Below are 20217 nucleotides of genomic sequence, written 5' to 3' on the forward strand. Positions count from 1 at the left end.
GCCGACCGGCAATCATAAAGACTCCCTTCCCCTGCCCGGCGCCCAGCCGCTGCCGTCCGCGTGCGCGTGGGGGAGCCACCGGGTGGTGCTGTGCGGTACGGGGCAGCAGGACCAGGGAACCCCGGGCTAGGCGGAGTCCGGGCCGAACTCCCTGAGCGCGTCGGCGACGATCGCCTCAAGACGGGCGTGGTGCGCGCCCCGCCAGTAGACCCGGTCACACGCGGCGCACTGCGCGAACACGTCGTACGTCCGCTGGGTGCCGTCCCGCAACCGGTCCTGGACCGCGTCCTTATCGGCCTCCCGCAGGCTGCCGTTGCACGCCGTGCAGCGCGACCAGGGCGCCAGTACGGGAGCGAACCGGCTGAGCACATCACGCAGTTGGTCATCGGGCCGGTCGCTGTAGACGAAGGCCCCCGCCCAGATCTCCCGCCGCCGCAGCAGCCCCCGGTCCCGCGAGAGCAGCACCCGCTTCTCCTTCGCGGAGAGCGCGGCGAGCGCCGGATCGCCGATGTCCTCGTTCTCGTACGCCGCGTCCACCCCCAGCAGCCGCAGCCGTCGCGCCAGCGTGCCGAGGTGGACGTCGAGGAGGAAGCGCAGCGGAGCGCCGGGCACCGGCTGCGGGCGCTCCACCCCGTACACCTCGACGCTCTCGCCGGCGCGCGGGATATGGGAGACGGGCACCCGCTCCCCGTCGACCAGCAGCCGGCCCGCCTCGGTGAGCGGGACGCCCAGCGATTCGATGACGTGCCCCAGCGTGGATGAGCCGTCGGTGGCCAGGGTCGTCCGGCCTTCGCGGCGCTCCGACGGGACGAATACGCGCAGCTCAGGGGCGACGCTCAGAGTGATTTCCGGTCCGTTCACCCCGTCAGCATGGCAGCAGGGATCAGCTCGTGGGCGCGCGCTCCAGGTCCAACCGCCAGTTGTTCGCCCGTATCGGATTGCCCGGGGGGTACTCGATGTCGCAGCCACCCAGCAGCTCGAAACCCGCCTTCCGGCAGACCCCGTTGGACGGGCCGTTGGTCACCTTGGGGAAGGCGTGCAGATAGCGGTGTCGGCGCTCGGCGCGCGCCACGTCGACCACCGCGAGGATCGCCGCCGTCGCGAAGCCACGGCCCTGGAAGGCGGGCAGCACCCCCCAGCCCGCCTCGTAGACCTCCTGGCCGTCTTCGGTCTGCTCCCAGAACCCGATCGTGCCCACCGACTCCCCGGTCTCCACGGCGACGACGCGGTACACCTTGCCCGAGCCGGCGGGGTCGGCGCTCAGATTCACATAGCGGCGGTGCCGGGCGAGCAATTGCTCCGCCGACTCGGGGCCGCCCAGATACTCCGTCATCTCCGGCGCGTTCGCCGCCCGGAGCAGCTCGAAATCGTCTTCGGACCACGGTTCGAGACGTACTGCCGACGCGTTCATCTCCATGTCCCGCACTGTAGGAGAAGGGTCTGACAGTCACCCCTCGCGGACGGGCCTGCCGGCGGGGGGCGGGCGCCCGCGCCCTCAGGCGCCGGCCGCCCCGCGCGTCCTCACGGCCAGACCAGGCAGTACGGCTGATGCCCCGCCTCGTGCAGCCGGTGACTGAAGTCCTGCCACTCGTGCAGGAGCTGGTAGACGTTGTAGGCGTCGCGGGGACCGCCCCGGTCCGGGACCGTCGACCAGATGAACGCCGCCGCTCCCACCGACTCCTCGCCGATGTCCCGGAGCGGATCCACGACCGTCATCGGCAGCTTCACCACCGCGTAATCCGGGTGCAGCACCACCAGCTCCAGCGGCGGGACCTTACTCAGCGGCATCCCCTCGATGCCCATCAGCACCATCGCGGCTATGGTCTCCGGCTTGATCTTGGTGAAGAGGCCGCCCATGCCGAGCTCGTCGCCGCCCAGCTCCTCCGGGCGCATCGAGATCGGCACCCGGGCCGCCGTCGCCCCATTGGGCGCGCCGAAGTATTTGTAGGTCACCCCCACTCGGCCGCTCCTGGGTCCCGTGGCATCGGCGTCCGCGTCGCCTCGCCGGTGTTTGCCACGCCGGGCAGGCTCAGGACCCAGATCGTCGGTCCCCTCGCCCAGTCCGCCACCGCGATACATATCTCCACCCGACCACTCGCAGCCCCCGCCGCGCAATCCGATCATCGTGACAGTGACCTCCCCCGCAAACGCCTGGTGAAACACCTGTCCGCGAGGAACACCGTGGCCTCTGACACCATGGATTCCGTGAGCCTTCCCTGTGTCGCCCCAGTTTCGCAGATGCGAGGAGGGTGACGCCGTTCCGTAATACGGGGAGATCACGCTCCCACCTCCCCCGTGGCCGAGATCATCCGCCCCGGCCGCCCGACCATCCGAATCGCAGATCAGGACCAAAGTGGCGTATTCATACGAAGCCCCAGTTTCGCAGGCGCTCTTCGACCGCGCGTCCCGTGTGACGCCCGGAGGCGTCAACTCACCCGTGCGGGCCTTCCGGGCCGTGGGCGGCACGCCCCGGTTCATGGTCTCCGGCACCGGCCCGTATCTCACCGACGCGGACGGACGGGAGTACGTCGACCTCGTCTGCTCGTGGGGACCGATGATTCTCGGCCACTCTCACCCGACCGTCCTGGCGGCGGTTCGCGCGGCGGTCGCCCAGGGCACCTCGTTCGGAACGCCTGGTGAGGGTGAGGTCGCCCTCGCCGAGGAGATCGTGGCGCGCATCGCCCCCGTCGAGCAGGTACGGCTGGTTTCCAGCGGTACCGAAGCGACGATGTCGGCCATCAGACTCGCCCGGGGTTTCACCGGCCGGGCCAAGGTCGTGAAGTTCGCGGGCTGCTACCACGGTCATGTGGACGCACTCCTCGCCGCCGCCGGTTCCGGTGTGGCCACCTTCGGGCTGCCGGACACCCCCGGGGTCACCGGCGCCCAGGCCGGTGAGACGGTCGTGCTCCCGTACAACGACCTGGCGGCCGTCCGGCAGGCGTTCGCCGCCCACCCCGGCGAGATCGCCTGTGTGATCACCGAGGCGTCGCCCGGCAACATGGGCGTCGTCCCGCCGCTGCCCGGCTTCAACCAGGGTCTGAAGGACCTCTGCCGGGAGCACGGCGCGCTCTACATCTCCGACGAGGTCATGACCGGCTTCCGTACCAGCCGGGCCGGCTGGTACGGCGTGGACGGTGTCGAGCCCGACCTGATGACCTTCGGCAAGGTCATGGGCGGTGGCTTCCCCGCCGCCGCGTTCGGTGGCCGCGCGGACGTCATGGGACATCTCGCCCCGGCCGGCCCCGTCTACCAGGCGGGCACCCTCTCCGGCAATCCGATCGCGACCGCCGCCGGCCTGGCGCAGCTCCGGCTGCTCGACCAGGCCGCTTACGACACGGTCGACGCGGTCTCCGCCGAGATCCAGTCGCTGGTCACCGAGGCCCTCCACAAGGAGGGCGTGGCGCACCGGCTCCAGACCGCCAGCAATATGTTCTCGGTCTTCTTCACTGAGGACGAGGTGCGGAACTACGAGGACGCCAAGGGCCAGGAGGCGTTCCGGTTCAACGCCTTCTTCCACGCGATGCTCGCCGGCGGCGTCTATCTGCCGCCGTCCGCCTTCGAGTCCTGGTTCGTCTCGACCGCACACGACTCCCGGGCCATCGAGCGGATCGCCGCCGCGCTGCCCGCCGCCGCCCGCGCCGCAGCGGAGGCCACGGCATGACCGCGAACATCCCGGGCATCGGGTCCGGCATCGACGACACCACCAGGACCGTCGTGCACCTCATGCGCCACGGCGAGGTGCACAACCCGGACGGGGTCCTCTACGGCCGCCGCGCCGGGTACCACCTCTCCGAGCTGGGCCGGGAGATGGCCGACCGGGTCGCCGATGCCCTCGCGGGCCGGGACATCACCCATGTCGTCGCCTCACCGCTGGAGCGCGCCCAGGAGACCGCCGACCCGGTCGCCCAGGGGCACGGCCTCAGCCTCGCCACCGATGAGCGGCTGATCGAGGCGGGCAATGTCTTCGAGGGCAAGACCTTCGGGGTCGGTGACGGGGCGATGCGCAAGCCGGGCAACTGGCGGCATCTGACCAATCCGTTCCGCCCGTCCTGGGGGGAGCCGTACATCGAGCAGGTCGTCCGGATGATGGGCGCGCTGAACGCCGCCCGGGACGCCGCCCGGGGTCATGAGGCCGTCTGCGTCAGTCACCAACTGCCGATCTGGGTCGTCCGGAGCTTCGTGGAGCGCCGCCGGCTCTGGCACGACCCGCGCCGTCGGCAGTGCACTCTCGCGTCGCTGACGACCTTCACCTACGAGGGTGACCGCATCGTCTCGGTCGGTTACTCCGAGCCCGCGCGGGATCTCGTGCCGCCGCATCTGCTCGCCGGTGCGAAGCCGGTCAAGGGCAAGTCGAAGGCGTTCGGGGCGTAGTCGTTCGGGGCCTGGCGGCTCGGGCGCCGGGTCACCCGGGGCCTGATCACCCGGGGCCTGGTCACTCGGCGCCTGGTCACCCGGGGCCTGATCACCTGGGCGCTGGTCACCCGGGGCCTGGTCACCCAGGGGCTGATCACCTGGGGCCTGGCGGCTCGGGGGGCTGGTGGCTCTGAGCCTGGTCGGCCGGGGGGCACAGCCACTTCCGGGCCCAACCGGCTCCGGCCCAGCCGCTCCGGTCCCAGTCACCCGGAAAGGTGGCGCACCCGGAACGGCGGCGCCCGGAACGGCAGCGCACTCGGAACGGCGGCGTCCGGAAAAACGGACACTCGGGAAAGATGTCACTATCCGGCAAAATGACCGCATGTCCTGGAACCCATCCATATCTCATCCCCTCTGACCTGATGGCCGGTGTGCCACCGGTGTTCGGAGACGGGGCCCTCCTCAAGGAGGGTGCGTGTGGATGGGAACGGTTGCGGAAGATGCGGGATCTGCGGAACATCAGCCGGCGCGGCCTGCTGGGAGCGGGACTCGGGGCCGCGGCGGCGCTGGGCGTGGCGGGCTGCGGCACCGCGGGCGGCGGCGGACGAGGCGGAGCGGCGGGGCACGGCGGGAGCGGTACGCCGTCCCCGTCGTCCCGCCCGGTCCGGCTGCTGGGCGACGGCTCCACGGCCGACACCGGACCCCAGCCCCACCAGCCGCCCGCGCCCGTACCCCTGGCGCCCGGTGAGACCCCGCCGCAGTTCGTGGTCTTCTCCTGGGACGGTGCGGGGGAGGTCGGCAACGGCCTCTTCCCCCGCTTCCTCGACCTCGCCCGGGACCACGGCGCCGCGATGACCTTCTTCCTCTCCGGCATCTACCTCCTCCCCGAGTCGCAGAAGTCCCGCTACCGGCCGCCGAACAACCCCGTCGGCGCCTCCGACATCGGCTATCTCACCGACGCGCACATAGCGGACACCCTGACGTGCGTCCGCCGCGCCTGGCTGGACGGCCATGAGATAGGCACCCACTTCAACGGGCACTTCTGCGCCGGTTCCGGCTCGGTCGGCGACTGGACCTCCGCCGACTGGGCGGACGAGATCGCTCAGGCCGTCTCCTTCGTGACCGGCTGGCGCACCCACACCGGCCGCCGCGACCTCGACCCGCTGCCCTTCGACTACGGCAAGGAGCTCGTCGGCGGCCGTACCCCCTGTCTGCTGGGCCAGGACCGGCTGCTGCCCACGGCCAGGAAGCTCGGCTGGCGCTATGACGCCAGCTCCCCCGGCGGCCTCCAGATCTGGCCGGAGCGGCGGCTCGGCCTGTGGGACCTCCCGCTCCAGCAGGTCCCGTTCCCCGGCCGCTCCTTCGAGGTGCTCTCGATGGACTACAACATCCTCGCCAATCAGTCGAAGAATTCGACCAAGGCCCCGCCGGAGAACTACCCGGGCTGGCTCCGGCAGGCGGCGGGCGCCTACCTCAAGGGATTCCGCCGCGCCTACGAGACCAATCGCGCGCCGCTGTTCATCGGGAATCACTTCGAGCAGTGGAACGGCGGTATATATATGGACGCCGTGGAGGAGGCGGTCAAGGGCATGGCCGGGAAGAAGGACGTGCGGCTGGTCTCCTTCCGGCAGTTCTGCGACTGGCTCGACGTCCAGGACCCCCGGGTACTGGCCAAGCTCCGCACCCTCGATGTGGGCCAGGCGCCCACCGGTGGCTGGAACACTTTCTTTAAGACCACTTGACAACGGTCCTATAGGGGTCTTACGGGCACCGAGGGGGGCGCGGAAGATCGGCGGAACCGTCATGCGAAACTTTTCACATGAGCCTTAGCCGTGCCTCTCGCGCTGCCCTGCCGACCGCCCTGCTGGCGGTCGGCACGCTCGTCCTGTCCGGGTGCAGTGGTGACACCGGCAAGTCCGGTGGCGGCGGTGACACCAACTTCGTCACCGACACCGGCGGCATCTCCACCGTCGCGTACGGGAAGCGCAAGCCCACCGGCGAGATCTCGGGCGAGACCCTCGAAGGGAAGCGGCTCGATGTCGCCGACCTCAAGGGGAAGATCGTCGTACTGAATGCCTGGGGTTCCTGGTGCGCACCCTGCCGGGCCGAGGCGCCGAATTTGGTGAAGGTCTCCAATGACCTGAAGTCAAAGGGCGTGGAGTTCGTCGGACTCAACACCCGCGACCCCAATAAGGGCTCGGCCATCGCTTTCGAGAAGGATTACAACGTCAAGTTCCCGAGCCTGTACGACCCGGCGGGCGCACTGATCCTCAGTGGATTCCCCAAGGGCACGCTCACTCCGCAGTCCATTCCCTCCACGGTCGTGCTCGACCGGGAGGGGAAGATCGCCGCACGTGCGCTGATGGCGCTCTCCGAGAAGCAACTCCGCAAGATGATCGACCCGTTGGTCGCGGAGAAGTGATGATCGCGAGCGAATCGGCCGCGGGAGTCACGGCGGCGCGGGCGGCGATCCCATGGTGAGCGATCCCATCGTGAGCGGGCCGATGGCCGGCGAGCTGATGGCTGGTGATCCGTCGGGAGCCGCGCGGGCCGTGGAGGTCATGGCCGTGACGGGCCTGAACGAGACCGTCTTCAGCGGCACCCTGGCCTTCGCCCTCCCCATCGCCGTGCTCGGCGGGCTCGTCTCCTTCTTCTCGCCCTGTGTGCTGCCGCTCGTCCCCGGCTACCTCTCGTACGTCACCGGGGTCAGCGGCACCGATCTGGCCGAGGCCAAGCGCGGCCGGATGGTCCTCGGCGCCTCCCTCTTCGTCCTCGGCTTCACCGTCGTCTTCGTCTCGGGCGGCGCGCTCTTCGGCTTCTTCGGCCACCAGCTCCAGGCCCAGCAGGGGATCATCACCAAGGTCCTCGGCGGGCTGATGGTCCTGCTGGGCGCCTTCTTCATGGGGATGATGCCCTGGCTCACCCAGCGGGAGTTCCGCCTCCACAAACGGCCGGTCACCGGCCTGCTGGGGGCCCCGCTGCTGGGCGCGCTCTTCGGGGTCGGCTGGACCCCCTGCATCGGCCCGACACTCGCCGCCGTGCAGATCCTCGCCGCCGACCAGGCGAGCGCGGGCCGGGGCGCCATACTGACCGTCGCGTACTGCATCGGCCTCGGACTGCCCTTCGTGCTGGCCGCGGTCGCCTTCCGCAAGATGCTCGGCGCCTTCGGCTGGGTCAAGCGGCACTACGTCTGGGTGATGCGCGTCGGCGGCATCATGATGATCGTGACCGGTCTGCTGCTGCTGACGGGTGTCTGGGACACCCTGATGCAGGATCTGCAGGTCTGGTCGAACAGCTTCACGGTGGGGATCTGACACCAATGAGCAGGACAGAGACAGAGACGGGCGACACCGGCGAGGCCGAGAAAGCGGCCGGGACGGAGCCGACGCCACCCGGGACGACGCCACCCGGGACGACAGCGGCCGAAACGACAGCGGTCGGGCCGACGACGGCCGGGCCGACGACGGCCGACGAGACGACAGCAGCCGCGGCGGCCGACCGGGACGCGGGCGAACGGGCCGCCGACGCCGCGGCCGGCGCCCGGCTCTCCACCGCCCCCCGCGAGGAGCCCGCCGAGGACACCGCCCCCCACGACGGACTCGTCGCCGGCCCCACCCTCGGTCTCACCGGCTGGGCCCGCTGGTTCTGGCGGCAGCTCACCTCGATGCGGGTCGCGCTGATCCTGCTCTTCCTGCTCTCGCTCGCCGCGATCCCGGGCTCACTGATCCCGCAGAACAGCGTCGACGACCTCAAGGTGCAGACCTGGCAGGAGGGGAACCCACGGCTGACGCCCCTCTTCGACAAGCTCCAGCTCTTCGACGTCTACAGCTCGGTGTGGTTCTCCGCGATCTACATCCTGCTCTTCGTCTCCCTCATCGGCTGCATCGTCCCGCGCACCTGGCAGTTCGTCGGCCAGCTCCGCAGCCGCCCCCCGGGCGCGCCCGGCCGGCTGAACCGGATGCCCGCGTACACGACCTGGCGCACCGACGCCGACCCCGAAGAGGTGCGGGAGGCCGCGCTCGCCCTCCTCAAGAAGCGCCGCTTCCGCGCCCACACGGTCGGGACCGCGGTCGCCGCCGAGAAGGGCTACCTCCGCGAGGCCGGAAATCTGATCTTCCATGTCTCGCTGATCGTGATGCTGGTGGCGTTCGGCGTCGGCCAGCTCCTCAAGTCCGAGGGCGGCAAGCTGATCGTCGAGGGCGACGGCTTCTCCAACACCCTCACCCAGTACGACGACTTCCGGTCCGGCTCGCTCTACAGCACGGACGACCTCGCGCCGTTCACCTTCATGCTGGACAAGTTCACCGGCACCTACGAGAAGAACGGGCCGCAGCGCGGCACCCCCCGCACCTACTCGGCGGACGTCCGCTGGTCCACCCCCGGCGGCAAGGAGAAGAAGGCCGTCATCGAGGTGAACAAGCCGCTGACGGTCGAGGGCACCAAGGTCTATCTGCTCGCCCACGGCTACGCGCCCGTGGTCACCGTCCGCGACGGCCGGGGCAAGGTCGTCAGCACCATGGCGGTGCCGCTGCTGCCCATCGACTCCAACGTCACCTCCACCGGCGCCATCAAGGTGATGGACGGCTACCGGGACAAGAACGGCAAGAAGACCCAGCTCGGCTTCCAGGCGTTCTTCGTCCCGACGTTCGGCGGCGAGGGCAAGGGAACGATGTTCTCGCAGTTCCCGGGCCTGGAGTTCCCGGTGCTCGCGCTCAACGGCTACACGGGCAGCCTGGGTGTCGACTCCGGCCTGCCGCAGAACGTCTATCAGCTCGACACCAAGAAGATGACCCAGTTCAAGGACGCCAAGGGTGACATCCTCAAGGCCCGGCTGCTGCCGGGCGAGACGATGACGCTCCCGGACGGCGCCGGCTCCATCACCTTCGAGAAGGAGGTGAAGGAGTGGGCGAGCTTCCAGATCTCGCAGCAGCCCGGCACCGGCTGGGCGCTCGTCGGAGCGGTCCTGGCCGTCCTGGGCCTGATCGGCTCGCTCTTCATCCAGCGGCGCCGGATCTGGGTACGGGCCGTCCGGGGCGCCGACGGCGTCACCGTGGTCGAGATGGCGGGACTCGGTCGCAGCGAGTCGCCGAAACTGCCGGAGGAGCTGGGCGAACTGGCCGTATCGCTCAACACGGAGGCGCCCACCGCGCCCGAAGCGGCGGATGAGCCGGCCGCGCCCGAACCATCCGAATCCGTGGACGATGCCCACGTTTCTGCCGAAGGGGCTGAGAAGTGACTCTCGCCGCCGCAACCAACGAGAACCTCGCCCAGATCAGCAACACGCTGATCTACTCGGCGATGGCCGTGTACACCCTGGCCTTCCTCGCGCATACCGCCGAATGGGTCTTCGGTAGCCGCAGCAAGGTGGGCCGCACGGCCGCCGCGCTGACCGGCAAGGGCGGGGCCGCGGCCGGCGGTCCCGTCGTCACGGTCCGCGCCAAGGGCGCGCAGGGCGGTACGGACGTCCTGGACAAGCCGAAGGTCGTCACCCGCGCCGCGGCCGGCACCCGGGAGGTCCCGGACGGTCCGGGCGCCGCCGGCGGCACTCTGAAGGGTGATCTGTACGGGCGGATCGCGATCTCCCTGACGGTGCTGGCCTTCGCCGTCCAGGTGGCCGGCGTGGTGGCCCGCTCGGCGTCCGTGAAGCGGGTGCCGTGGAGCAATATGTACGAGTTCTCCATCACCTTCTCCATGGTGGTGGTCGGCGTGTACCTGGGCTTCATGGTCGCCAAGAAGAACGTCCGCTGGATGGGCCTGCCGCTCGTCGGCACCGTCCTGGTCGATCTGGGCATCGCCACCAAGTGGCTCTACACCGACAGTGACCAGCTCGTCCCCGCGCTCGACTCGTACTGGCTGTGGATCCACGTCTCCACCGCCATCTTCTGCGGCGCGGTGTTCTACCTCGGCGCGGTCGGCACGGTGCTCTATCTCTTCCGTGACTCGTACGAGAGCAAGCTGGCGGCAGGGGGCAAGCCGGGCAGGTTCGCGGTCTCGGTCCTCGACCGGCTGCCGGCCGCCGCGACGCTGGACAAGTTCGCGTACCGCATCAACGCGGCGGTCTTCCCGCTCTGGACCTTCACGATCATCGCGGGCGCGATCTGGGCGAACGACGCCTGGGGCCGCTTCTGGGGCTGGGACCCCAAGGAGGTCTGGTCCTTCATTACCTGGGTCGCGTACGCCTGCTACCTGCACGCGCGGGTCACGGCGGGCTGGAAGGGCCGGAAGGCGGCGGTGCTGGCGCTGATCGCGTTCGCGTGCTGGCTGTTCAACTACTACGGCGTCAACATCTTCGTGGACGGTCTGCACTCGTACTCGGGCCTGTGACCCGACCCCCGGCCGACCCGGCCGGGAGATGAGAGCGCCCCCGCCCCGGGTGCCTCCCGGTGGAATCCCGCCCGGAGGCCCCGGGGCGGCCGTCTGTCGGCGGGACGCCGGGGCATCGGGACGGGCGGGCAGCGGCGGGGCAAAGGCGGGGCCGGTGCGTCCGGACAGGGCGTACGGGTGCGGATCCGGGCAGTCGTACGGATCCGGGCGGGGCGTGCGGGCGGGGGCGTACGGACGGGGGCGTACGGACGGATCCGAGCCGTACGGATCGGATCGGAGCCGTACGGGCGAGCCGGTGGCCGGGGGACCCTCGGTGCCGGTCCCGGGTCCCGCTCAGACCTCGTCGTCGTCCTTCTTCTTGTCCTGCTGGTCCTTCGGGTCCTTCTTGCCGTCCTGCTCGCCGGCGCCACCCGCGGCACCGTCCTCGTCCCGCAGCGACTTGAGGAACTCCGGATTGTCGTCCGGCGCCACCCACCCGCCGCCGCCGCGGCTCCCGCCCCGCTCCCCGTACGACGGGGTCTTCCGCGGCCGGCCCACCGCGAACCAGGCGATCGGACCCAGCAGCACCTCGCCGAAGAGCAGCACGATGATGACCCACACCACCTTCGGCAGCTTCCTGACCTCGTTCTCCGGGGTGTTCAGGCAGTCGATGAAGGCGTAGATCCACAGCGCCAGGACCAGCAGAAAGGGCAGATACCTGAGCATGGCCTTACGGTCCCCCAGAGTGAGGCGGAGGGGCGCGTAAACGGGCCCCGGTGACGCGGCCAGGGTATCCGGTACCCGATACTTGACCGCATGGCTTATGACGATCTTCGTTCCCTGCTCAGGGCCCTGGAGCGCGAGGGAGACCTCAAGCGAGTCAAGGCAGAGGTCGACCCGCACCTGGAGGTCGGGGAGATCGTCGACCGGGTGAACAAGGCGGGCGGGCCCGCGCTGCTCTTCGAGAACGTGCGCGGCTCCGCCATGCCCCTGGCGATGAATGTCTTCGGCACCGACCGCCGACTGCTGAAGGCGCTCGGTCTGAACGCCTACTCGGACATCAGCGACAAGATCGGCGGACTTCTCAAGCCGGAGCTGCCGCACGGTTTCGTCGGGGTGCGCGAGGCGTTCGGCAAGCTCGGCTCGATGGTGCACGTCCCGCCGAAGAAGGTGAAGGACGCCCCCGTACAGGAGGTCGTCCTGCGCGGTGACGACGTCGACCTGAACCAGCTCCCCGCGCTCTTCACCTGGCCCGAGGACGGCGGCTCCTTCTTCAACCTCGGTCTCACCCACACCAAGGACCCCGAGTCGGGCGTCCGCAATCTGGGCCTCTACCGCCTCCAGCGCCACGACCGCCGCACCATCGGGATGCACTGGCAGATCCACAAGGACAGTCGCAACCACTACCAGGTGGCGGCGAAGCGCGGGGAGCGGCTGCCGGTCGCCATCGCCTTCGGCTGTCCGCCCGCCGTGACCTACGCCTCCACCGCGCCGCTGCCGGGCGATATCGACGAGTACCTGTTCGCCGGTTTCATCCAGGGCAAGCGGATCGAGATGGTCGACTGCAAGACGGTGCCGCTCCAGGTCCCCGCGCAGGCGGAGGTCGTCCTGGAGGGCTGGCTGGAGCCGGGGGAGATGCTCCCCGAGGGCCCGTACGGCGACCACACCGGCTTCTACACCCCGCAGGAGCCGTTCCCGGCCCTGACGATCGACTGTGTGACGATGCGGAAGCGTCCACTCCTCCAGTCGATCGTGGTGGGCCGCCCGCCGACCGAGGACGGACCGCTCGGCCGGGCGACGGAACGCTTCTTCCTGCCGTTGCTCAAGATCATCGTGCCGGACATCGTCGACTACCACCTGCCGGAGTCGGGCGGCTTCCACAACTGCGCGATCGTCTCGATCGACAAGAAGTACCCGAAACACGCCCAGAAGGTGATGTCCGCGATCTGGGGCGCGCACATGATGTCCCTGACGAAGCTGATCGTGGTGGTCGACTCGGACTGCGATGTCCACGATCTGCACGAGGTCTCCTGGCGGGCCCTCGGCAACACCGACTACGCCCGCGACCTGACCGTGGTCGAGGGCCCCGTCGACCATCTTGACCACGCCTCCTACCAGCAGTTCTGGGGCGGCAAGGCCGGGATCGACGCGACGAAGAAGTGGCCGGAGGAGGGGTACGTACGGGACGGGGGCTGGCCGAACATGGTCGAGTCCGACCCGGAGACGGCGGCGCTGGTCGACCGCCGCTGGAAGGAGTACGGACTGTGAGGCGCCGTTCCACCGGTACGGGGGGCCCGTCCGGCGACGGCTCCGGGCGCGTCGGCGCGGGCGGGTCGCTCCGGTGACCGCCTCCGCCGCAGCCGTCCCGAGCCCCGGCCGGACCCGGGGCTTCCTCCGGCTGGTGATGATCGAGCACTCGGTCTTCGCGCTGCCGTTCGCCTACATCGCCGCGCTCACCGCGATGTTCCAGCTCGACGGGAGCATCGACTGGGGCACGCTGCTGCTGGTCACCCTGGCCATGGTCGGTCTGCGGACCTTCGCGATGGCGTGCAACCGGATCATCGACCGCGAGATCGACGCGCGGAACCCCCGCACGGCCGGCCGGGAGCTGGTCACCGGCGCGGTGAGCGTGCGGTCCGCCTGGACGGGCGCGCTCATCGCGGTCGTGGTCTTCCTCGCCGCCGCCGCCGCGCTGAATCCGCTCTGTCTGGCGCTGGCGCCCCTCGCGGTCGTCCCGATGGTGGTCTATCCGTACGGCAAGAGGTTCACCGACTTCCCGCACGCGATCCTCGGCCTGGCGCAGGCCATGGGGCCGATCGGGGCCTGGCTCGCGGTCACCGGCGAGTGGTCGTGGGACGCGGTGATCCTCGGCCTCGCGGTCGGCATCTGGATCGGCGGCTTCGATCTGATCTTCGGCTGCCAGGACGTCCAGGCGGACCGCGCCGAGGGCGTCAGGTCCGTCCCTGCCCGCTTCGGCATCCCGGCCGCGCTGTACGGGGCGCGGGCCTCGCACGCGCTGACCACCGGGCTGCTGGTCTGGTACGCGCTGGCGACGGACGCGGGGGTGTTCTTCTGGGCGGGGCTGGTGATCGTGGCGGTGGCGTTCTGCTACGAGCACTCGGTGGTGAAGCCGGGGGATCTGTCGCGGCTGAACCGGGCGTTCTTCACCGTCAATGGGTTTATCGGAATCACCCTTTTCGTGTTCGCTCTACTGGATCTCTTGGTGCGCGGCCTGACGGTCTAGTCACGGTCTGGCCCGCCCGGCCTGCCCGTCGACCCCAACGCCTGACATACGGCGCTTTCGGGACAGCCTTTAGGCTGTTCGGTGTGGAGCCAGTACAGAACAACCCCCGCCAGCCCTGGATCGTCGGGGTGTCCGGCGCCTCCGGGACGCCCTATGCCGCCGCCGTGCTGCGGGGGCTCATCGACGCCGGTGAGAGCGTCGATCTGGTGGTCTCACGGGCCTCCCGGCTGACCCTGCTCGACGAGACCGGCATCTCCTTCCGCGACGCCCACTGGCGCGACGATCTGACGGAGTGGCTCGGCCGGGGCGCCGATGGGAAGCCCGGTGTCTTCCGGGTGGACACCGCCGGCGTACGGCACTGGGCGGCCGGGGATCTGGCCGCCGGTCCCTCCTCGGGCTCGTACCCCGCCAAAGGCATGATCATCGTGCCGGCCTCCACCGCCTCCGTCGCCGGGGTCGCGCTCGGCCTCTCCAAGGATCTGCTCCAGCGGGTGGCGAGCGTCACCCTCAAGGAACGGCGGCCCCTCGTCGTCGCCGTACGGGAGACCCCGCTCAACGGGCAGACCCTGCGGCACCTCGTCACGCTGGACGACGCGGGCGCGGTGGTGCTGCCCGCGTCCCCCGCGTTCTACGCGGGCGCGACCCACATCCAGGATCTGGTGGACTTCGTCGCGGGGCGGGCGCTGGACGCGGTGGGGGTGGAGCACGGGCTGTACCGGCGCTGGGAGGGGGAGCTGGGCGGCTCCCGCGCGGACGGTGCGGGCCGGTCCCCCTCCTGAACGGGCGGCGCTACGGGCGACTCCACGGGCGACGGAACCGGCGACGGAATCGACGACGCCACGGACGGTCGTACGGACGGTTGTACGGACGAGGTACGGACGGCTGAACGGGCGGCGCTGATTCTTTGGAAGAATCGCGGGGCCCGACCCCGCTCGCCCCGGCTGCGGAGACCCGTCTCCGCTCCGTTGAAATCCCCAGTTCGTCAGTTCGTCAGCAGCTTTGGCATCAGTTTTGTCGTCAGGTTCGGCATCAGATTCGAAGACTTCGGGTTCGAAGACTATGGAAGGCTCCAGGCACATGGACGCGGTGGACAGACAGCTCATCCAGGCTCTCCGGGAGAACGGCCGGGCCTCGTACGCCGAGCTGGGACGGCTCGTCGGCCTCTCCGGGCCCAGCGTCACGGACCGGATCAACCGCCTTGAGGCCGCCGGTGTCATCACCGGATACCGCGCCACCGTCGACTCGGCCTCGCTCGGCCTCGGCGTCACCGCCCTCATCGGGATCTCCCTCTCCGACGCGGCGGACCACGAGGACGTGGCGCGCCGGCTGCGGGACCTCGCCGAGATCGAGGACTGCTGGTTCATCGCCGGCGACGACTCGTACATGCTCAAGGTCCGGGTCGGCGACGTCGACGGCCTGGAGAAGACGATCCGCAGGCTCAGCGGCACCCGGGGTGTCTCCCGCACCCGCACGACGATCGTGCTCTCCACCAAGTGGGAGAACCGGGTCGGCGATCTGCCGGACGGGGTCTGACCGGCGGGCCGACCGGAGCCGCGTGGGGGCACCCCCGCCCGCGAGGAACGGGAGAGTACCGTGGGGGACGCCCGATTGACGGAGATTATGAGAGGCGGGCGCATGGACGCTGGGCTCAAGCGCGAGCTGGAGGAGAAGGTCAGGGCCGGTGAGCGGCTCAGCCGTGAAGACGGTATCGCCCTCTACGACTCGGACGATCTGGCCTGGCTCGGCGGCCTCGCCCACGAGGTGCGGACGCGCAAGAACGGCGACGTCGTGCACTTCAACGTCAACCGTCACCTCAACATGACCAATGTGTGCACCGCGTCCTGCGCGTACTGCTCGTTCCAGCGCAAGCCGGGCGAGAAGGACGCGTACACCATGCGCATCGAGGAGGCCGTCCGCCTCGCCAAGGCGATGGAGAACGAGAACCTCACCGAGCTGCACATCGTCAACGGTCTCCACCCCAATCTCCCCTGGCGCTACTACCCCCGCTCGCTGAGCGCCCTGAAGGAAGCCCTCCCGCACGTCTCCCTCAAGGCGTTCACCGCCACCGAGATCCACCACTTCGAGACCATCTCCGGGATGTCCGCGTCGGACATCCTGGACGAGCTGATCGAAGCCGGTCTCGAATCCCTCACCGGCGGCGGCGCGGAGATCTTCGACTGGGAGGTGCGGCAGCACATCGTGGACCACCGCACCCACTGGGAGGACTGGTCGCGCATCCACCGGCTCGCGCACAGCAAGGGCCTGAAGACGCCGTCCACCATGCTGTACGGGCATATCGAGGAGCCCCGGCACCGGGTCGACCACGTACTGCGACTGCGTGAGCTACAGGACGAGACCGGGGGCTTCCAGGTCTTCATCCCGCTCCGCTACCAGCACGACTTCGTGGACATGAAGGACGGCAAGGTCCGCAACCGCCTCCAGGCGCGGACGACCATGGCGACCGGCGCCGAGGCGCTGAAGACCTTCGCGGTCTCCCGGCTGCTCTTCGACAACGTGCCGCACGTCAAGGTCTTCTGGGTGATGCACGGCGTGCAGACCGCCCAGCTCGCGCTTCAGCACGGTGCGGACGACATGGACGGTTCGGTGGTCGAGTACAAGATCACGCACGACGCGGACAACTACGGCACGCCGAACAAGCTGACCCGCGACGATCTGCTCGACCTGATCCGCGACGCCGGATTCCGCCCGGTGGAGCGGAACACGCGGTACGAGATCATCCGCGAGTACCCGGGCCCGGACGCCGACCGCCGCGAGTCGCCGCAGCCCATGCGCGTCTGACCCCCGGGACGAGGCTCAGGACCGAGCGCGCACGACCGAGCGAGTACGACCGGGAGTGTGTGCCCCAGCCGGCCGCCGTAGGACGGTGAACCCCTCATACGGCGGCCGCTGTACTGATCGACAGACAGGCGTGCTTCACTGGTTTGACACGATCTGTCGTACGACGAGAGAAGGACCCCGCCGTGTCAGCCAAGTCGAGCGCCGCGATCAAGTACACCGCCCTGCGGGTCGCCATCTTCGCCGGCTGCTTCGTGATCGTGGCCGGTCTGGTCCACTTCGGCATCCTGCCCAAGGGGATGGGTGAGGCCAACTTCGCCTGGGTCGTGCTGCTCGCGCTGGTGATCTCCGCGCCGCTCAGCTTCGTCCTGCTGCGGAAGCAGCGGGAGGCGATGTCCGAACAGCTCGTCAACAAGGTCGATGAGGTCAAGGGGCGGCTGCGCGCCAACCGGAACAGTGAGGACAGCGCGGCGGTCTGACCGACCCGGACCGTCCGGGGCCGTTCCGGACCGTCTTGGGCTGTCCTGGGTCGTCCCGGACCGCTCCTTTGTGGCGGCGATCCGGTTCCGTACGGTCTGATGTGAGTGATCGCCCCCGGTAGCTACTTACTGCCGGGGGCTTTGCCATGCCGGGAGCCGGGAGCCGGAGCCGGGAGCCCGAGGGGTCCGGGAGCCCGGAGCGGGGGCCCGCGGGGGCCTGCGGGGGTACGTACGGGGACACGTGCCGGGATGAGCATGGGGATGCCTCAGGGATGAGCATGGGGATGCCCGCGGAGGTACGTACGGGGATGCCCCCGAGGCTGCCCATGAGCCCCGGAGCGCGGTGGAAGTGGCGTAGATCCCAAAGGTGAGCTTTGAGCTTCTCAAAGTTCAAGTGTTAACGTGTTCGACATGACGACAGCAGTGCGCCTCCTCGATGCCGCGAGCCCCCCGCTCGTGGCGCGCCTGCATGTCGATCTCTGCCGCTGTATGTCCGCGGCCTGTCGCCGCTCGGTCTGAAACCTCGGCCTCGACAGCGGTACCGCCCACTCGCGCACGGGCGCCCCGCACCCCCCGCTCTCTCCCCATCCCCTTCATGCCGCTACTGGAGTGTGTCCGTGTCCGCGAATGCCGCGACCACCGCGAACGGTGAGCCCTCGGGCTCCCGTTTCCGCATACCCAAGGTCCCCTTCTGGGCGCAGATCGTCGCCGGTCTGGTGCTCGGAGTCCTGCTCGGCTGGCTCGCCAAGGGTCAGGACATCGGCTGGCTCAAGGACACCCTCGGCCACATCGGTGACATCTTCATCCGGTTGCTGAAGCTGGCCGTCGCGCCGCTCGTCTTCTTCGCGATCCTGGTCTCCATCACCAACCTCCGCAAGGTCAACAACGCCGCCCGGCTGGCCGGCCAGACCCTGCTCTGGTTCATGATCACTTCGCTGATCGCGGTCGCCATCGGCATCACGATCGGCCTGCTCACCAACCCGGGCGCGGGCACCGGCCTCACCCCGAAGGACGGCAAGGCGCCGGAGAACTCCGGCTCCTGGATCGACTTCCTCACCGGCATCGTCCCGACGGACGTCATCACGCCGTTCACCGAGCTGAACGTCCTCCAGATCGTCTTCCTCGCCGCCGTCGCCGGTATCGCCGCCCTCGCCCTCGGCGAGAAGGCCAAGCCGATCCTCAGCCTCAGCGAGGCCGTGCTCGAACTGCTCCAGAAGGCCCTGTGGTGGGTCATCCGCCTCGCGCCGCTGGGCACCGTCGGCCTCATCGGCTACGCCATCGCCGACTACGGCTGGGACCTGGTCAGCAAGTACGCGACCTTCACCGCCGACGTCTACATCGGCTGCGCGCTGGTGATGTTCGGTGTCTACCCGCTGCTGCTGGCGACGGTCGCCAAGGTCAACCCGATCCAGTTCTTCAAGGGCGCCTGGCCCGCGATCCAGCTCGCCTTCGTCTCGCGCTCCTCGGTCGGCACGATGCCGGTCACCCAGAAGGTCACCGAGCGGCTCGGCGTGCCGAAGGAGTACACCTCCTTCGCGGTCCCGTTCGGCGCGACCACGAAGATGGACGGCTGCGCCGCGATCTACCCGGCGCTGGCGGCGATCTTCATCGCGCAGATCTTCGATGTGCAGCTCGGCGTCCAGGACTACCTGCTGATCGCCTTCGTCTCGGTCGTCGGTTCGGCCGCCACGGCCGGCCTCACCGGCGCGACCGTGATGCTGACCCTGACCCTCTCGACGCTGGGTCTCCCGCTGGAGGGCGTGGGCCTGCTGATGGCGATCGACCCGATCCTGGACATGATCCGTACGGCGACGAACGTGGCCGGTCAGGCGCTGGTCCCGGTCATCGTCGCCGCCCGCGAGAAGATCCTGGACCACGACGCGTACAACTCGGCCAGCTCGTCGCCGATCGACGACGAGCCGGAGCGCCGGCAGGTCCCGGTCCCCGCGTAACCCGAACCGGCCGGTACCGGCCGGGATCCGGAACGGATCGATTCAGCTCTCCTTCCGACCGTTTCACCTCTGTTCGCTGTCCGATCGAGGCCCCCTTCTTTCCGTATCCCGTATGGGTGCGGGGGAGGGGGCCTCGACGCGTTCCGGCCCGGCTGACGGGCCGTAGGCTTACCGAGCAGTAGGGGAGCTGCGCGGGGGCGGAGGGACGACTGAGCATGAGTGCTGCGGACAGTGTGCGAACCAAGCGGATGCCACGGGCCGTACGGGAGCGGCAGATGATGGACGCCGCCGTACGGACCTTCGCGGAGCGCGGGTACCGGGCCACCTCGATGGATGAGATCGCCGAACTGGCCGGGGTCTCCAAGCCCTTGGTCTATCTCTATCTGAACTCCAAGGAAGAGCTGTTCACGGCGTGCATCCGGCGCGAGGCGGAGGCGCTGCTGACCGCCGTGCAGGCCGCGACCGAACCAGGTCTGCCGGCCGATCGCCAACTGTGGGCCGGGCTCACCGCGTTCTTCACGCACACCGCGGAGAACCCGGACGGCTGGGCCGTACTGCACCGCCAGGCGCGGACCCACGGCGAGCCGTTCGCGCTGGAGGTGTCCGTGATGCGGGATGTGATCGTCGACTATGTCGCCGGGCTGATCCGCACCGCCGCGACCGAGTCCGGGACCCCCCGGCCGGGTGCCGGACCGACCGAGCCGACCGAGCGGGACGTGGCCGGGCTGGCACAGGCGTTGGTGGGGGCGGCGGAGTCGCTGGCCGGCTGGGTGAACGAGATGGGCGGGGCGTCGGCGAAGGAGGCCACCGCGACCCTCATGAACTTCGCCTGGGTGGGCCTCTCCGATCTGCTGAAGGGCGAGCGCTGGTCGCCCCGCTGAGCCGGCCGCCCTCCCGATCCCGGCGCCGGGCCTCTCCCGGCCCCGGGCCCCGGCGGCCCTCCCGCCCCGGCGCCGGGCCTCTCCCGGCCCCGGGCCTCTCTCGGGCCCCGGCCCTGTCCCGGCGCCCGGCCCTCTCCGCGTCCCCTCCTCCGGCCCTTTCCGCGTCCCCGGCACCGGCCCCGCCGCTCTGTGGCGCCCTCCGGCAGGGT

General features: G+C 69.7%; 19 protein-coding genes. 15 read left to right on the forward strand and 4 right to left on the reverse strand.

The window, feature by feature from the left end; all coding sequences use genetic code 11:
* Positions 1-126: 126 nt before the first annotated feature.
* The 3 genes from ACH4S7_RS27435 to ACH4S7_RS27445 all read right to left on the reverse strand — a co-directional run bounded on the left by ACH4S7_RS27435 (position 127) and on the right by ACH4S7_RS27445 (position 2079).
* Entirely contained in the window at positions 127-861 is a 735-nt protein-coding gene (locus ACH4S7_RS27435; protein ID WP_398523982.1) for a Mut7-C RNAse domain-containing protein, read from the reverse strand.
* Positions 862-883: 22 nt separating this feature from the next.
* Complete coding sequence (locus ACH4S7_RS27440) at positions 884-1417, reverse strand: GNAT family N-acetyltransferase (RefSeq protein WP_398523983.1); 534 nt, start codon at positions 1415-1417, stop codon at positions 884-886.
* Positions 1418-1521: 104 nt separating this feature from the next.
* The gene (locus tag ACH4S7_RS27445) at positions 1522-2079 is read right to left on the reverse strand and encodes a hypothetical protein (protein WP_398523984.1); all 558 of its coding nucleotides are present in this window, start codon (positions 2077-2079) and stop codon (positions 1522-1524) included.
* Positions 2080-2353: 274 nt separating this feature from the next.
* Between ACH4S7_RS27445 and hemL the strand changes: the two genes are divergently transcribed.
* From hemL to ccsB, 7 genes are all read left to right on the forward strand, one after another.
* Positions 2354-3661, forward strand: a complete 1308-nt coding sequence (hemL, locus tag ACH4S7_RS27450) for a glutamate-1-semialdehyde 2,1-aminomutase (protein WP_398523985.1) — start codon at positions 2354-2356, stop codon at positions 3659-3661.
* Positions 3658-4371 (forward strand): histidine phosphatase family protein, encoded by a 714-nt coding sequence (locus ACH4S7_RS27455; RefSeq protein ID WP_398523986.1) that lies wholly within the window; start codon positions 3658-3660, stop codon positions 4369-4371. The genes hemL and ACH4S7_RS27455 overlap by 4 nt, the downstream gene beginning before the upstream one ends.
* Before the next feature lie 491 nt (positions 4372-4862).
* Complete coding sequence (locus ACH4S7_RS27460; RefSeq protein ID WP_398524252.1) at positions 4863-6095, forward strand: hypothetical protein; 1233 nt, start codon at positions 4863-4865, stop codon at positions 6093-6095.
* Positions 6096-6172: 77 nt separating this feature from the next.
* Positions 6173-6775, forward strand: coding sequence for a TlpA family protein disulfide reductase (locus ACH4S7_RS27465; protein WP_398523987.1), 603 nt, complete (start codon positions 6173-6175; stop codon positions 6773-6775).
* 139 nt (positions 6776-6914) lie between these two features.
* Positions 6915-7667 carry a cytochrome c biogenesis CcdA family protein gene (locus ACH4S7_RS27470; protein ID WP_398524253.1) on the forward strand — a complete coding sequence of 251 codons (753 nt, stop codon included), beginning with the start codon at positions 6915-6917 and terminating at the stop codon, positions 7665-7667.
* A 5-nt stretch (positions 7668-7672) separates the two neighbouring features.
* Positions 7673-9589 carry a cytochrome c biogenesis protein ResB gene (locus ACH4S7_RS27475; RefSeq protein ID WP_398523988.1) on the forward strand — a complete coding sequence of 639 codons (1917 nt, stop codon included), beginning with the start codon at positions 7673-7675 and terminating at the stop codon, positions 9587-9589.
* Positions 9586-10677 (forward strand): c-type cytochrome biogenesis protein CcsB, encoded by a 1092-nt coding sequence (gene ccsB, locus ACH4S7_RS27480; protein ID WP_398523989.1) that lies wholly within the window; start codon positions 9586-9588, stop codon positions 10675-10677. The genes ACH4S7_RS27475 and ccsB overlap by 4 nt, the downstream gene beginning before the upstream one ends.
* Before the next feature lie 333 nt (positions 10678-11010).
* Here ccsB and ACH4S7_RS27485 read toward each other — a convergent pair whose 3' ends face one another.
* Complete coding sequence (locus ACH4S7_RS27485) at positions 11011-11382, reverse strand: PLD nuclease N-terminal domain-containing protein (protein WP_398523990.1); 372 nt, start codon at positions 11380-11382, stop codon at positions 11011-11013.
* A 90-nt stretch (positions 11383-11472) separates the two neighbouring features.
* Here ACH4S7_RS27485 and ACH4S7_RS27490 point away from each other — a divergent pair, with 90 nt between their 5' ends.
* From ACH4S7_RS27490 to ACH4S7_RS27525, 8 genes are all read left to right on the forward strand, one after another.
* Positions 11473-12924, forward strand: coding sequence for a menaquinone biosynthesis decarboxylase (locus tag ACH4S7_RS27490; protein WP_398523991.1), 1452 nt, complete (start codon positions 11473-11475; stop codon positions 12922-12924).
* Between the two features lie 73 nt (positions 12925-12997).
* A complete protein-coding gene (mqnP, locus tag ACH4S7_RS27495) occupies positions 12998-13900 on the forward strand; it encodes a menaquinone biosynthesis prenyltransferase MqnP (RefSeq protein ID WP_398523992.1) in 903 nt (300 codons plus the stop codon).
* An 83-nt stretch (positions 13901-13983) separates the two neighbouring features.
* The gene (locus ACH4S7_RS27500) at positions 13984-14679 is read left to right on the forward strand and encodes a UbiX family flavin prenyltransferase (protein WP_398523993.1); all 696 of its coding nucleotides are present in this window, start codon (positions 13984-13986) and stop codon (positions 14677-14679) included.
* Positions 14680-14977: 298 nt separating this feature from the next.
* A complete protein-coding gene (locus ACH4S7_RS27505; RefSeq protein ID WP_398523994.1) occupies positions 14978-15433 on the forward strand; it encodes an Lrp/AsnC family transcriptional regulator in 456 nt (151 codons plus the stop codon).
* 102 nt (positions 15434-15535) lie between these two features.
* Complete coding sequence (gene mqnE / locus ACH4S7_RS27510; RefSeq protein ID WP_398523995.1) at positions 15536-16699, forward strand: aminofutalosine synthase MqnE; 1164 nt, start codon at positions 15536-15538, stop codon at positions 16697-16699.
* A 182-nt stretch (positions 16700-16881) separates the two neighbouring features.
* Positions 16882-17175: a DUF4229 domain-containing protein gene (locus ACH4S7_RS27515; RefSeq protein WP_398523996.1), complete on the forward strand. Its 294-nt coding sequence runs from the start codon at positions 16882-16884 to the stop codon at positions 17173-17175.
* Positions 17176-17792: 617 nt separating this feature from the next.
* On the forward strand, positions 17793-19127 hold the full coding sequence (locus ACH4S7_RS27520; RefSeq protein ID WP_398523997.1) for a dicarboxylate/amino acid:cation symporter: 1335 nt from the start codon (positions 17793-17795) through the stop codon (positions 19125-19127).
* 248 nt (positions 19128-19375) lie between these two features.
* Positions 19376-20008, forward strand: coding sequence for a TetR/AcrR family transcriptional regulator (locus tag ACH4S7_RS27525; protein WP_398524254.1), 633 nt, complete (start codon positions 19376-19378; stop codon positions 20006-20008).
* Positions 20009-20217: the final 209 nt, after the last annotated feature.

It is taken from the genome of Streptomyces sp. NPDC020965 (assembly GCF_044333555.1).
Lineage (GTDB): Bacteria > Actinomycetota > Actinomycetes > Streptomycetales > Streptomycetaceae > Streptomyces.